Here is a 14,028-nt window from a genome sequence, read left to right on the forward strand (position 1 = left end):
CTGCCTGCGGTGCCCGCCGTCGGCCGGTGGCTCAGTCGTAGACACCGGTCACCTCCCAGCGGCCGCTGCGGTGCACGAGCAGCAGGGCCGCGCCGTCGGCGAGCACGACCTGCAGCCGGACCGCGGGCCCGGGGCCGTCGGGGGCCCACCAGCGGGTGTGCACCGGCCAGGGTCCGGCCCAGCCGGTGACCTCCCGGTCCGGGTCACCGCCCGCGACCCGGTGCGGGACGCCGTCGAGCAGGTCCGGCGCGGCCGGGTGCACCTCGGTGCCGTCCGCGGCGAGCAACCGGACCGGGACCGGGTCCGGGGGCACCGTCGCCGGCGACGGTGCCGGGAGCCGGCCGGGCCAGGTCGCCGGGGGGTCGGCAGGGGGACGACGGCCGGGGGCGCGGCGGTGGTGCTCGGTCCCTGCCCGCCCACCGCCCGGACCGGCGACTGGGCCTGCCGACCCGGCCGGGGCGGTGGTGCGCTCCCCGGCTCCGCGACCAGCGGGCGCCGTCACCGCCGGGCCCGCCGCTGACCGTGGCCGGGCGCTGCTCGACCCGGCCGCCGTCCCGGGCAGCACCGTCCCGGGTGCCGCGGCGCCCGGGCGGGCCACCGTCACCCGCCCCGGGACGAGGGCCGCCCCCGCGGGGTCCTCCTGCCCGGCGCCCCCGACGGGTCCCCCGACACCGTCCGCCGCGGGGACCGCGGGCCCCGGGCGGACGGGCTCCGCGGTGTCCTCGACGACCCGTTCGTCGCCCCACCGCACCAGCCGCACCCGCTCGCCCGGGTCGCGGCCACCCGTCGGGACCGCGGTGAACACCGCCTCCGGCCCGAGCAGCGCCTGCACCCGGACCAGGGCCCGCCCGGCCCGCTCGTCGCCCTCGCCGACGTCGCCCCACAACCCGCGCTGCAGCGCCCCGGCGACCACGGTGTCCTCCGGGGTGAGCCGCAGCGCGACCAGCGTCCCGGAGCCGCCGCGCCCGAGCCACGAGTCGAGCTGCCAGCGCACCCGGTCGACCGTCCCGGACGGGGTCAGCGGCTCGGCGCACCGCCAGACCCGCAGCAGCTCCTCCCCGCTCTCGGTGCGTGCGTGCACCCCCAGCCGGGTGCAGGCCAGGCCGTGACCGGCGAGCGCGGTGTGCAGCCGGGTCGCGAGCGCCCGCGCGGCGAAGGCGGCCGCGTCGACCCGGTCCACCGGTGGATCCAGCTCGACCGCCGCGGCCAGCTCCTCCGGCGGGACCCGGCGGGCGGGCGGGCGGGCGGGGGTCGCGCCCGCGGGCGAGCCGGTGCGCGGCCACCGCGTCGGCGCCGAAGCGCGAGGCCACGTCGGCCTCCGACAGCGACGCGAACGCCCCCAGCGAGCGCAGCCCCAGCCTGCGCAGCAGGTCCACCAGCGCAGCCCGGTCGACGTCGGGGTCCCGGTCCAGCTCGGCGACCTCCAGCGGTGCGAGGAACTCCGCCGACCGCCCCGGTGGCACCCCACGCCCCCGGCGGGCGGCGAGCTCGGCGGCGAACATCCCGTCCGCGACGCCGATCTGGCACTCGGTCCCGGCGTGCAGCGCGACCTGGTCGATCAGCCGCTCCACCGCGGCGCGCTCCCCGCCGAACCAGCCGACCGGACCGCGCGCGGGCAGCACCAGCAGCCCCGGCCGCACCACCTCGACGCCGGGGGCGAGCGCCTCCACCGCGGCGACGACCGGCTCGAACAGCCGGGCGTCGCGCCCCGGGTCGGGGGCGAGCACCACGAGCTCCGGGCACCGGGCCTGCGCCTCCCGACGCCGCAGGCCCCGGCGGACGCCGTGCCGGCGGGCCGTCGCCGAGCAGGCCAGGACCCGGTTGGCGTGCAGGACCGCGGCCGGCCGGTCCGCCGGGACGTGCGCGGCGCGGGCGGCCGCGGTGACCGGCCAGTCCGGGGACCAGACCGCCAGCACCCGCGGGTCGGGCTCCGCCCGCCCACCGCCGCCCGTGCCCGCTCCGCCGCGCACGCTCGCGCTGCCGCCCGCTCTCCCACCGGGGCCCGCGTCCGCCCTGCCGACCGCACCCGTCACGCCGCCCGCCTCCGTCGTACCGGACGTGCTCATCCCGCCGCCCGGGCCACGGGGCGCGCAACCGGGGCCTCGCCCACCGCGGACGCGTGGCCCACGGGGACCGACGGCACCGAGGCGATCGCGGGCACCGACGGCGCCACCGGGACCGAGGGCGTCACCGGGGCCGGGGCGACCGTCCCGCCGGGCCCGGGGAGGAGCACCTCCACCCCCCGGCCGGCCGGGCCGATCCCGCGCCCCTCCGCCCGGACCTCGACCCGCCGGGACCGCAGCCGCCCCGTCCCGCGGCCGACGCCCTCCCAGCGCGGACGGGTGCAGTGCAGCCGCAGGTCGGCCCCCGGCCACCCGCCGAGCGCCAGCAGCACCGCGCCCCGCTGCCGGGTCCGCGCGGCGAGCCGCTGCCGGTCCCCGGCCCGCAGCCCGGCCCGCTCCGGCCCGGCCACGACCACGAGGTCCAGCCCGTCCAGCAGCGCCGCGGTCACCCCGACCAGGTCCGCACCGGGGTCGGGGACCAGCGCCAGCCGGTCCAGCCGCACGCCCGCCTCCGCCGCGGCCGTCGCGCCGAGGCCGGGGCGGCCGACCACACCCGCCCACGCGCCCTCCGCGGACGCGGCGGCGAGCAGCGCGAACAGCAGCGACCCCGCACCGGATCCCACGCCCACCGCCACGGTGGATCCCCGCCGCAGACCCCCACCGGGCAGCAGACCGGCCAGCGGCCCCGGCACCGGCAGCAGGTCCGCCTCGCCCACCGGACGCGGCTCGACCGTCCCGACCCTGCGGGCCGGGGCCTCCGGCTCCGGGCAGGGCCCCCCGGGCCCCGACCGGGACCGCTCCAGGCCCGCCCGGGTCTCCGTCCGGTGCAGGACGTGCCGGGCCCGGGCGAGCCGCTCGGCGGCGGAGCCTGCCGAGGACCCCGGCCCCCCGGCCGGGCCCCGCGCCCCGGGCAGCGGCTCCCGCCCGCCCCCGGGGACACGGGACCCGGCTCCGACCACCGGCCCGGACCCCTCCGGACCGGTGTCGGCCCCGACGTCGGCGCCGGCTCCCCCACCGGCACCGCCGATCACCCGGCCGACCGCCGCCGCTCCCCCGACGACGACCGGCCCCTCGCCCGCACCGACGCGCACCGCAGTACCTCCCCGCCACACACCGCGCCACGGCCGAACGGCCGCGACCTCGCCCGGCGCGCCGCGGGGAAGGCGACGCGTGATCGAACTGATGTTCGAATCATAGGGCCCGTGCCGCCGCTCCGCATCCCCCGGGTGGGGGGTGGCGACGACGACGGGAGGACCGTCGCACGCACCCCTGACATTCTCGGCCGGAAGACCCTCCGAGCTGCTCCGAACGCCGACGGCCCGGGCCGCACGAGGCGGTCCCGGGCCGTCGGGTGGATCGGTGGGTCAGCAGCGGGTCAGTGGGCGAAGTGCCGTGTCCCGGCCAGGTACATCGGCACGCCCGCCTTGGCGCAGGCCGCGACGACCTCCTCGTCCCGGACCGAGCCGCCGGGCTGCACGACGGCGGCGACACCGGCGTCGAGCAGCACCTCCAGCCCGTCGGGGAAGGGGAAGAACGCGTCGGAGGCGGCGACCGCGCCGCGGGCCCGGTCCCCGGCCCGGGTCACGGCGAGCTTCGCCGCGTCGACCCGGTTGACCTGGCCCATGCCGACGCCGACCGCGGCGCCGTCGTGGGCGAGCAGGATCGCGTTGGACTTCACCGCGCGGCAGGCGCGCCAGGCGAACGCGAGGTCGTCGAGCACCTCGGGGGCCACGGCGTCGCCGGTGACGAGCTTCCAGGCGGCCGGGTCGTCGCCGTCGGCGTCGACGAGGTCGCGCTGCTGCACCAGCAGCCCGCCGGAGATCGGGCGCAGCTCGGTGCCGGTGCGGGCGGCGCCGTCGGGGATGCGGAGCACGCGGACGTTCTTCTTGCGCGCCAGCACCTCCAGCGCGCCGTCGGCGTAGCCGGGGGCCACGACGACCTCGGTGAAGATCTCGGCGACCTGTTCGGCCATCGCGACCGAGACCTCGCCGTTGACGGCGATGACCCCGCCGAACGCCGACACCGGGTCGGTGGCGTGCGCCTTGCGGTGGGCCTCGGCGACGTCGGCGCCGACCGCGATCCCGCACGGGTTGGCGTGCTTGATCACCGCGACCGTCGGGCGGTCCCCGTGGTCGTGCGCGGCGCGCCAGGCGGCGGCGGCGTCGACGTAGTTGTTGTAGGACATCTCCTTGCCGTGCAGCTGCTCGGCGCCGGCGAGGCCGGAGCCGGTGCCGTCGGTGTAGAGCGCGGCGGACTGGTGCGGGTTCTCGCCGTAGCGCAGCGGGCGCTCGCGGGTCCAGGTGGCGCCGACCCACTCGGCGGAGGCCTCGTCGTCGCCGGTGGGGAACTGCTCGCCCATCCAGGTCGCGACCGAGACGTCGTAGGCGGCGGTGTGCCGGAAGGCGTCGGCGGCGAGCCTGCGACGGTCCTCCACGACGAACCCGCCCGCGCCGACCTGCTCGAGCACCCAGGCGTAGCGCGACGGGTCGACGACGACCGCGACGCTCTCGTGGTTCTTCGCCGAGGCCCGCACCATCGCCGGGCCGCCGATGTCGATCTGCTCGACGGCCTCGTCGCGGCTCGCGCCGGACGCGACGGTCTCGCGGAACGGGTAGAGGTTCGACACCAGCAGGTCGAACGGCGCGATGTTCAGCTGCTCGAGCTGGGCGAGGTGCTCGGGCTTGCGGGTGTCGGCGAGCAGCCCGGCGTGCACCCGCGGGTGCAGGGTCTTGACCCGGCCGTCGAGGCACTCGGGGAACCCGGTGACCTCCTCGACGGGGGTGACCGGGACGCCGGCGTCGGCGATCCGCTGGGCGGTGGAGCCGGTCGAGACGATCTCCACCCCGGCGGCGTGCAGCCCGGTGGCCAGGTCGAGGAGACCGGCCTTGTCGTAGACGCTGATCAGGGCCCGGCGTACCGGCCTGCGCTCACTCACTGTTCACCTCGTGGGGTTGGGCGGCGGTGGCGAACCGTCGCACGGTCGCGACCAGCAGCCGTCGTTCCTCGGTCTTGATGCGCTCGTGCAGGGAGGTCTCGTCGTCGCCCGGGAGCACGGGGACCTCCGCCTGTGCGAGCACCGGTCCGGTGTCGAGCCCGGCGTCGACCTCGTGCACGGTCGCGCCGGTGACGGGCACCCCGGCGGCCAGCGCGTCCCGGACGGCGTGCGCGCCGGGGAACGCCGGCAGCAGGGCCGGGTGCGTGTTCAGCATCGGGCATCCGAGCGCGTCCAGGAAGGCCGGGGAGACGAGCTTCATGAACCCCGCCCCGACGACGAGGCCCGGCCGGTGCGCGAGGACGGCCGCGGCGAGCGCGGTGTTCCAGGCGTCGCGGTCGGCGTGGTCGGCGACCCGTTCGACGAAGGTGGGGACGCCGGCGGCACGGGCCCGGTCGAGCCCGGCGGCACCCGGGCGGTCGGCCCCGACGGCGACGACGGCGAACCCGGCGTCCGCAGTGTCCGCGGCGTCGAGCAGTGCCTGCAGCAGGGTCCCGCTCCCGGAGACGAGGACGACGACCCGCAGCGCCTCGTGCCGCTCCTGCGCGCCCACCGTGTCCCTTCCTCGCCGGTCCGGGCCGCTCCACGGCCCCTGGCCAGGGTAGACGCGCCCTCCGACGGCGACGGCGCCCGGTGCGGTGGCCCGGGTCACCCGGCCCTGGTCGTGGGCCGCGACGGGTCAGTCGGCCCTGTCGTCCCGGTCGGCCCGGTCGGCCACGTGGTCGCCGCAGTCGCGGCCCCGGTCGCTGGCGCCCTCGTCCGCGGCGCCGCGGCGGGAGGCCGTGCGCCCGGCTCCGTCGGGCTCCTCGTCGGAGACGGCGTGGCGGTGGGGATGGACGTCGCCGAGCTCTCCGTCGTCGTCCCACGTGGCGTCGGCCCGGCGGACGGGTGCCCCGGCGGTGCGACGGCGTTCGACCAGCTCCGCCACCGTCGGGGTGCGACGGCGGTCCCGGGCGGCCCGGGCCCGGTCGACCGCGGTCCGCGGCCGGTCGGTGCCGCCCATCGGGACGTGCCGGGCGAGCTCGGTACCGGCGCAGGTCAGCACGGCCGGGATCCCGACCAGCAGCAACGCGCAGCCGAGGACCGCCCACGGGTGGAACGACACCGGGTCGTAGGGCCCGCCCGCGAGCGCACCGCCCGCGAGCGCCGCCGGGACCGCCGCTCCGACCGCGACGACCACCGCCGCCGTCGCCGGGGCCGCGACCCGCTCCACGACCGGCGCGTCCTCACCCAGGGCCCGGCGGCAGGCGATCCCGCCGAGCACCCCCGCGACGACGGGCAGCAGCACGACCAGCACCGCGGCCGTCGGGACGGTGGTGACGGGCAGGACCGCCACGGGCGGGAACGGCGGCAGCGGCCCCGGCTCGGCGCCGAACGGACCCGACCGGGCGATGCCGACCGACACCCCCGCGCCCAGCGCCCAGGACAGCGCCCCGACCAGGGCGTTCGGCAGGTACCCCACGCTCAGCACCAGCACCCCGAAGCCCGCCCAGGCCCCGGGGGCGATGCGCTCGGCGGTGTCGGCGACGTCCGAGGCGCTCGCGAGCAGCGCCACGGTCAGGACGAGGGCGGCGACCAGCAGCAGCCCGGCGGCCGCGACCCGGGCCCCGGCGAGTGCCGCGCCGGGCCATCCGGCCAGCACCCGCTGCCACGCGGCCGGGGCCCCGCACGCGTGGACGACGCCGATCCCGGCGGCCGTCCCAGCCACCAGCCCGGCCCCGATCATCGAGGCCCAGGGCGCGGTCACGGCCATGTCCCGCGGCAGCAGCGCCCCGGCGAGCACGGCGACCGCGGCGGCGGCCCCGGCCTGGGAGGCGACGACGGCGCCGGCGTCGTGCCGGACCCGCCCGCCCAGCCGGAGCACCGCCCAGCGCGAGCAGAAGGCGACCAGCGCGACGACCACCAGCGTCGGCAGCAGCGGCAGCACCCCGAACGGACGCCCGTCCACGGCGACCGGGATGAGGTGCGCGGCCAGCCACAGCGGGACGGCGGTGGCGAGTGCCCCGTCCGCGGTGACCTCGACGCCGCCGGTGCCGGTCAGCAGCGCCGCCACCGGGACGAGCATCGTGTACCCGGCGAGGACGGCGCCCATCGTGGCGACGAGGAGGATCCGCAGCCGGTCCAGCCCGGTGCCGGTCCCGGTGCCGCGCGTCGGGGTCCGGACGGGGCGGCGGTGCCCCCGCTCCCGCTCCGCGACGGCGGTCGCGCGCCCACCGCGGGACCGCTCGGGTGCGGGCCCGGTGGACCGGGCCCGGGAGGCCGGGCGACCGCGGGCGGGACGGGGCGGGGTGGTGCTCACCCGGTCAGCGTCGCAGCGAACCCGGCGCGGGAGGGGCAGGCACGCCGTGACGTGCCGGGGCCCACGGTCCCGACAGGTCAGGCGGAGCCGTCACCGCCGGGCCGGAAGGTGCGGGGGGCCTCGGCGTCGCCGGTGGCCGGGGCCCCGGGATCCTCGGTCTGCTCGCCGGCGGCCGGGGTGGAGCCGGGGATCGCGGAGGGGCGGGTGACGCCCGTGTCCTCGCCCGCCTGGTCCGCGCCCGCCGTGTGGGGGGTGGTCGCGGGCGGGGCCTGCTCGGATCCCGGCGTGCCGGTCACCGCGGCGGCGCGATCGCCGTAGGACACCCCGGAGAAGGCGCCGCCCCCGCCGGACGGCGTGTGCGGTGCCGCGTCGGCCTGCGGGCCGCGTCCGCCGCCGACCGCGTGCCGGCCCGCGTCGTCGCCGGTCCGGTCCTGCACCCCGGGCGCCTCCGGCGCGCCGTGGGCCCCGGGCTGGCCCGGGTACTGCCCGACGGCGGGCTGCGACGCCGCGGGCACCGCGCCGGAGGCGCCGTAGGGGGCGGCGCCGTACTGACCCGGTCCGTGCTGACCGGCGCCGTACTGGCCGGCACCCTGCTGCGCGGCGCCGTGCTGTCCCACGCCGTGCTGGCCCCCACCGTGCTGCCCTGCGCCGGGCTGTCCTGCGCCGTACTGCACCCCACCGGGCTGCCCCGGGGCGTACGGAGCGGCGCCGGACGGGGCCCCGTAGGGACTCGCGCCGTACTGGCCCGCGGCGTAGGGGTCCGCCGCGTAGGGCGCAGCACCGGAGGCCGCGCCGTACGGCGCCGCGGCTCCCGGCTGGCCCACGCCGTAGGGCTGCTGCGGCATCCAGGGCGCCTGCTGGCCCGGCGGGACCTGGCCGGGGCCCCAGCCGGGCTGCCCGACGTGCGACGGGCGCTGTGCCCGCGGGGCGGGAGCGGCGACCACGCCGGACAGGAGGAGCTGGGCGTAGAGCAGTGCGGCGGCGGCGAGCAGGGCGACCACGAACACGACCCAGCCCAGCGTGCCGCCGATCGCCGCGGTGCCGGTACCGGCCAGGACCAGCAGCATCGTCAGCGCACCCGTCGTCGACAGGACCACGCCCGCGACCAGGGTGCGGCCGGTGCCGGGCAGCAGGGTGAGCGCACCCGCGACACCACCGGCGACGACCATCGCGACCGGGAACAGCCCGGTGGTGACGTCGAAGAAGGTCAGGACCAGCGCCAGCAGGGCCAGCACGGCCCCCGCCAGCACGGCGATCCGCACCGTCGGAGCAGGCGGGGCCTGCTCGGGAGCCGGGGCGGCCCCTGGCTCGTTGCTCGACATGACGACCACTCCCGTGTGACGGACGGACTCGCTGCACCGCACGCTAGCCGATGCCCCCGACACGACCGGGTGAGGCGCACGGGGGTGCACACAGCACGACGCGCGGGCACCGGGAGGAGTTCCCGGGGCCCGCGCGTCGGACGTGCACGGAGAGCGCTCCGATCAGGCGGAGAGGATCTCCTTCATCAGGGCGGCGGTCTCGGACGGCGTCTTGCCGACCTTCACGCCGGCGGCCTCGAGAGCCTCCTTCTTCGCCTGCGCGGTGCCGGCCGAGCCGGACACGATCGCGCCGGCGTGGCCCATCGTCTTGCCCTCGGGGGCGGTGAAGCCCGCGACGTAGCCGACGACCGGCTTGGTGACGTTGGCCTTGATGAAGTCCGCGGCGCGCTCCTCGGCGTCGCCACCGATCTCACCGATCATCACGATGGCCTCGGTCTCGGGGTCCGCCTCGAACGCCTCGAGGGCGTCGATGTGGGTGGTGCCGATGACCGGGTCGCCGCCGATGCCGATGGCGGTGGAGAAGCCGAACTCACGCAGCTCGTACATCATCTGGTAGGTCAGCGTGCCGGACTTCGACACCAGGCCGATCTTGCCGGAACCGGCGATGTTCGCCGGGATGATGCCCGCGTTGGACTTGCCGGGCGAGATGATGCCGGGGCAGTTCGGGCCGATGATCCGGGTCTTGTTGCCCGTGGCGACCGCGTGCGCCCAGAAGTACGCCGAGTCGTGCACCGGGATGCCCTCGGTGATGACGACCGCGAGCGGGATCTCGGCGTCGATGGCCTCGATGACCGCGTCCTTGGCGAACTTCGGCGGGACGAAGATGACCGACACGTCGGCGCCGGTCTCCTTGATCGCCTCCTCGACCGTGCCGTACACGGTGACGTCCTTGCCGCCGACCGTGTGCGTGGTGCCGGCCTTGCGGGCGTTCACACCGCCGACGATGTTCGTCCCGGCCGCCAGCATCTTGGTGGCGTGCTTGGTGCCCTCGCCACCGGTGATGCCCTGGACGATGACCTTGCTGTTCTCGTTGAGGAAGATCGACATGTCTCAGGCTCCAGCGTTCGCGAGCTCGGCGGCCTTGGCGGCCGCGTCGTCCATCGTGCCCACCACGGTGACGAGCGGGTGGTTCGCGTCGGCGAGGATCTGACGACCCTCCTCGACGTTGTTGCCGTCCAGGCGGACGACCAGCGGCTTGGTGGCCTCGTCGCCCAGGATCTTGAGGGCCTCGACGATGCCGTTGGCCACCGCGTCGCACGCGGTGATGCCGCCGAAGACGTTGACGAAGACGCTCTTGACCTCGTCGTCGCCCAGGATGACGTCCAGGCCGTCGGCCATGACCTGCGCCGAGGCGCCGCCGCCGATGTCGAGGAAGTTGGCGGGCTTGACCCCGCCGTGCGCCTCGCCGGCGTAGGCGACGACGTCGAGGGTGCTCATGACGAGCCCCGCGCCGTTGCCGATGATGCCGACCTGGCCGCCGTCGAGCTTGACGTAGTTGAGGCCCTTGGCCTTGGCCTTCGCCTCGAGCGGGTTCTCGGTGCGCTCGTCGACCAACTCGGCGTGCGCCGGGTGCCGGAAGTCGGCGTTGGCGTCGAGGGTGACCTTGCCGTCGAGGGCGATCACCTTGTCCTGCGGGTCGCGGACCAGCGGGTTGACCTCGACCAGCGTCGCGTCCTCGGAGACGAAGGTCTCCCAGAGCTTCACGATGACGTTCGCGGCCTCGTCGGCGACGGCGGCCGGGATCTTGCCCGCGGCGACGATCTCGTCGGCCTTGGCCTTGTCGACGCCGGCGATCGGGTCGATCGCGATCCGGGCCAGCGCGTCCGGCCGCTCGACGGCCAGCTGCTCGATCTCCATGCCGCCCTCGGCCGAGCACATGGCCAGGAAGGTGCGGTTGGACCGGTCCAGCAGGAAGGAGAAGTAGTACTCCTCGGCGATGTCGCTGGCCTCGGTGACCAGGACCTGGTGCACGGTGTGGCCCTTGATGTCGAGGCCCAGGATGGCCTCGGCCTTCTCCTTGGCCTCGTCGGCGTTCTGCGCCAGCTTCACGCCGCCGGCCTTGCCCCGACCACCGGTCTTGACCTGCGCCTTGACCACGACGGCGGTGCCCAGCTCGGCCGCCGCGGCCGCCGCGTCGGCGGCGTTGTCCACGGTCCGGCCCGGCAGCACCGGGACTCCGTGCGCGGCGAAGAGGTCCTTCGCCTGGTACTCGTAGAGGTCCACTCGGCTCTCCCGCTCCACTTCGCTCTCGCCGCGACCGGCGCGTCCCCGGCTCGTTCTCCGGGCGCGCCCCGCACAGGTGGCGGGCGGCAGCGGTCGCGGACGTCGGTGATGCTGCGTCGGGGAGCCTAGCCACGCCGCGCGCACCGGTCCTGACCTGGGCCGGTGACCGCAGTCACCCTGTCGGCGCAGTGCTCGATTCAGATGGACCGTCCGAGTGATCGGGACCACGGATCGCTCCGCGGGACAGCGGAATCCTGTGACCTGCCTTACCTTTCGAGTATGGCGACGTCGCTACCCGGAGGCGCTCGCCTGCACGCGATCGCCGACGGGGCGCTGTCGACAGTGACGGCCGCGACGTCCGATCTCGCGCAGGCGGCGGGCTACGCCGCGCGGACCTTCACCTCGCGTGCGGGCCTGCGCGGGCTGGCGCTGGAGGGCGCCTGGCTGGCCGCGCACCTCGCGCTGTACCCGATCGGACTGGCCGAGGAGACCGTCCGCCCGCAGGGCCACTGGCGCACCGACAGCCTGCCGCCGGTCAAGCGGAGCCTGGTCGTCGCCGACCCCGCCGCGGCCGGGACGCCGATCCTGCTGGTGCACGGGATCATGGACAACCGCTCGGTGTTCACCGTGTTCGCCCACGAGCTGCGCCGGCGCGGCTTCGGCGTCGTGCACGCCATCAACTACAGCCTGCTCACCGACGACGTCCGCACCGCGGCGCACGAGCTGCGCGGCCACGTCGAACGACTGCGCGAGGCCACCGGGTCGGACCGGGTGCACATCGTCGGGCACTCCCTCGGCGGCGTGATCGCCCGCTACTACGTGCAGCGGATGGGGGGCGACGCCGTCGTCGACACCCTGGCGACGCTCGGCAGCCCGCACGCGGGCAGCAACCTGGCCCGGCTCGCGCCGCTCCCGCTGTGCCGCCAGCTCCGCCCCGGCTCGCCGATCCTGCGTGAGCTGGACGAACCGGCCCCCGGCTGCCGGACCCGGTTCCTGGTGGTCTGGTCACGGATGGACGAGATCATCGTCCCGCAGCGGAACTCCCGGCTGCGCCACCCCGACCTCGACGTCACCGAGCTGGAGCTCGACGACGTCGGCCACCTCGCCCTGCCGGTGGACCGGCGCACCGTGCACTTCGTGGCGAGCACGCTGGCCCGCGGCGAGGCGGAGCGCCGCGAGCACGACCGGGTGCGCGACCGGAGGCTGCGCGGGTCGCTGCGACTGGTCGGACGGCACGCGGCGCAAGGCGCCTGAGGGACCGGTCCGCGCGGGGGAACGGGGCTCCTCCGTTCGCCGTCGCGTCGATGACCGCCCGACCGGTCGCCGATGATCCACGACCGTCCGCAACGGCGCGATGGCCCGCCGTTGCCGCTCGGCGAGGCCCGGGTTACCGTCGCGTTGTCCACGTCACGGACCGGTCACGGTGATCGGGGGTCGCCCCGAACGACACCATCCCCCGACGGAGCCCCCACTCCGACGATCACCGCCGAACGGCCCGCGGCGCCCTTGACCACCAGAAGGGCAGTCTTGTCGCGCCACCGCTCCCCCAGCGGCGCCACGCGACCGGAGGCCCGGCCCGGCACGCTCCCCCCTGTGCCGCCGGCCGGTCACCGGCTCCCGGCGCTCCCGGCTCCCCCGCCGGTGGTCTCGCGCACCCGGGTGACCGTCGCCGCGGCGGCCGGTGGTGCGCTGGTCGCGGCCGGTCAGACGGTCGCCGGGGCCCTCGGGGTGCCCGGCTGGGGCGGTGAGGCCTCGGTCGAGGAGTCCTACGCCCGGCTCGCCGCGTCGGCGATGCTGCCGGTGTCCGGCGACACCCGCCCGGCCGACACGACCGCCCCGCTGGACACCTCCGCGATCGGCGGGGAGCAGCTCAGCGCGCAGGCCGCGTCGCTGCCCGACCTCGACGCCACCTCGAAGGTCGACGTCGCCAACCTGACGAAGGCCGCCCGGATGGGCCGCGAGGCCGCCAAGCTGGAGCGGGCCGTGACGACCGCGATGTCGCACGGCGCTCCGAAAGCCGTCTTGTACGACGGCGAGGCGTTCGTCCTGCCGACGGCGGGCCGGTTCACCTCCGGCTTCGGCGCCCGCTGGGGCGTGCAGCACAAGGGCATCGACCTCGCCGCCCCGATCGGCACCCCGATCTTCGCCCTCACCGACGGCGTCGTGGAGAAGTCCGGTCCCGCCAGCGGCTTCGGGATGTGGGTGGTGCTCAAGCACCCCGACGGCACAAGCACCGTCTACGGCCACATCAACCGGTCGTTCGTGCAGGAGGGCCAGCAGGTCAAGGCCGGCGACGAGATCGCCGAGGTCGGCAACCGCGGCCAGTCCACCGGCCCGCACCTGCACCTCGAGGTGTGGGAGCCGGACGGCACCAAGATCGACCCGCTGCCGTGGCTGGCCGCGCGCGGTCTCGACGTCACCGCCGCGACGGGCTCGCGCGACGCCTGATCGCCGGGCACCGCTCCCCCGACCCGCCCGGGCGGGTCAGAATGGCCGGGTGGGGGACGAGGCGGGGTACCGGGTGGGGGACGACGAGCGGCGGGCAGTGGACGCCCGGCTGCAGCGCGCGCACAGCGAGGGACGGCTGTCCCTGCCCGAGTACGAGGAGCGCTCGGCCACGGCCTGGGCGGCCCGCACCCGCGCCGACCTGGAGCCGTTGACCCGCGACCTCCCGGCCGACACCGCCGGGACGCCCACCGCCGCCGTCGAACGGGCGCCGACCGGGGCCCTCCGGGCACCGGCCGGGGAGTTCGCCGCGGCCGCCGGGCGACGCGCCGGCGGGATCCTCGCCGCGGCCGCGGTGGCCGTCGCCGCGGTCTGGGGACTGGCGCAGGTCGTGCCGATCACCGAGGGACTGACCGTGTTCGGGTCCCGCACCGTCGGGGCCGAGGCCGGCGACCGGGTGGGCGGGGTGACGGTGTTCGGCTCGACGACGGTCCTCGTGCCCGAGGGAACCCGGGCGGACGTCTCCGGGTTCACCGTGTTCGGCTCGACCGAGTGCCCGACGGCGTGCGCCGCGCCCGGCGACCGGACGGTGGACGTGCACGTCGTCGGGGCGTTCGGGTCGGTGAAGGTCCTGACCCCGGCCGAGGCCGCGGTGCAGGACCGCGACGACGACTGAGGACTGAC

At 77.1% G+C, this 14,028-nt stretch carries 11 protein-coding genes and 1 pseudogene; 3 read left to right on the plus strand and 9 right to left on the minus strand.

The window, feature by feature from the left end:
* Positions 1 to 31 precede the first annotated feature (31 nt).
* From KPL59_RS37505 to sucC, 9 genes and pseudogenes are all read right to left on the minus strand, one after another.
* Positions 32 to 1,180: a hypothetical protein gene (locus KPL59_RS37505; protein WP_374111616.1), complete on the minus strand. Its 1,149-nt coding sequence runs from the start codon at positions 1,178 to 1,180 to the stop codon at positions 32 to 34.
* Positions 1,181 to 1,538: 358 nt separating this feature from the next.
* A pseudogene (locus tag KPL59_RS37510) lies at positions 1,539 to 2,066 on the minus strand (hypothetical protein); the annotation flags it as partial.
* Positions 2,063 to 3,154, minus strand: a complete 1,092-nt coding sequence (locus tag KPL59_RS09950) for a hypothetical protein (RefSeq protein WP_226360638.1) — start codon at positions 3,152 to 3,154, stop codon at positions 2,063 to 2,065. The gene KPL59_RS09950 and the pseudogene KPL59_RS37510, both read right to left, overlap by 4 nt.
* A 284-nt stretch (positions 3,155 to 3,438) precedes the next feature.
* The gene (purH, locus tag KPL59_RS09955) at positions 3,439 to 4,998 is read right to left on the minus strand and encodes a bifunctional phosphoribosylaminoimidazolecarboxamide formyltransferase/IMP cyclohydrolase (protein ID WP_226360639.1); all 1,560 of its coding nucleotides are present in this window, start codon (positions 4,996 to 4,998) and stop codon (positions 3,439 to 3,441) included.
* Positions 4,991 to 5,608, minus strand: coding sequence for a phosphoribosylglycinamide formyltransferase (gene purN, locus KPL59_RS09960; protein ID WP_226360640.1), 618 nt, complete (start codon positions 5,606 to 5,608; stop codon positions 4,991 to 4,993). Before purN ends, purH begins: the two co-directional genes overlap by 8 nt.
* Positions 5,609 to 5,734: 126 nt before the next feature.
* The gene (locus KPL59_RS09965; RefSeq protein ID WP_226360641.1) at positions 5,735 to 7,354 is read right to left on the minus strand and encodes a DUF6350 family protein; all 1,620 of its coding nucleotides are present in this window, start codon (positions 7,352 to 7,354) and stop codon (positions 5,735 to 5,737) included.
* Between the two features lie 77 nt (positions 7,355 to 7,431).
* On the minus strand, positions 7,432 to 8,676 hold the full coding sequence (locus KPL59_RS36520; RefSeq protein WP_305080541.1) for a DUF5336 domain-containing protein: 1,245 nt from the start codon (positions 8,674 to 8,676) through the stop codon (positions 7,432 to 7,434).
* Positions 8,677 to 8,838: 162 nt separating this feature from the next.
* Entirely contained in the window at positions 8,839 to 9,723 is an 885-nt protein-coding gene (gene sucD / locus KPL59_RS09975; protein WP_226360642.1) for a succinate--CoA ligase subunit alpha, read from the minus strand.
* A gap of 3 nt (positions 9,724 to 9,726) precedes the next feature.
* On the minus strand, positions 9,727 to 10,917 hold the full coding sequence (sucC, locus tag KPL59_RS09980) for an ADP-forming succinate--CoA ligase subunit beta (protein ID WP_308187859.1): 1,191 nt from the start codon (positions 10,915 to 10,917) through the stop codon (positions 9,727 to 9,729).
* A gap of 261 nt (positions 10,918 to 11,178) precedes the next feature.
* Between sucC and KPL59_RS09985 the strand changes: the two genes are divergently transcribed.
* The 3 genes from KPL59_RS09985 (at position 11,179) to KPL59_RS36525 (ending at position 14,020) form a co-directional block, all read left to right on the plus strand.
* Complete coding sequence (locus KPL59_RS09985; protein ID WP_020623376.1) at positions 11,179 to 12,153, plus strand: triacylglycerol lipase; 975 nt, start codon at positions 11,179 to 11,181, stop codon at positions 12,151 to 12,153.
* 339 nt (positions 12,154 to 12,492) lie between these two features.
* The gene (locus KPL59_RS09990) at positions 12,493 to 13,347 is read left to right on the plus strand and encodes a M23 family metallopeptidase (protein WP_020624864.1); all 855 of its coding nucleotides are present in this window, start codon (positions 12,493 to 12,495) and stop codon (positions 13,345 to 13,347) included.
* Between the two features lie 49 nt (positions 13,348 to 13,396).
* Positions 13,397 to 14,020, plus strand: coding sequence for a DUF1707 domain-containing protein (locus KPL59_RS36525; protein ID WP_308187860.1), 624 nt, complete (start codon positions 13,397 to 13,399; stop codon positions 14,018 to 14,020).
* Positions 14,021 to 14,028: the final 8 nt, after the last annotated feature.

Source organism: Pseudonocardia sp. ICBG1142 (genome assembly GCF_020496255.1).
In the GTDB taxonomy this organism is placed as follows: domain Bacteria; phylum Actinomycetota; class Actinomycetes; order Mycobacteriales; family Pseudonocardiaceae; genus Pseudonocardia.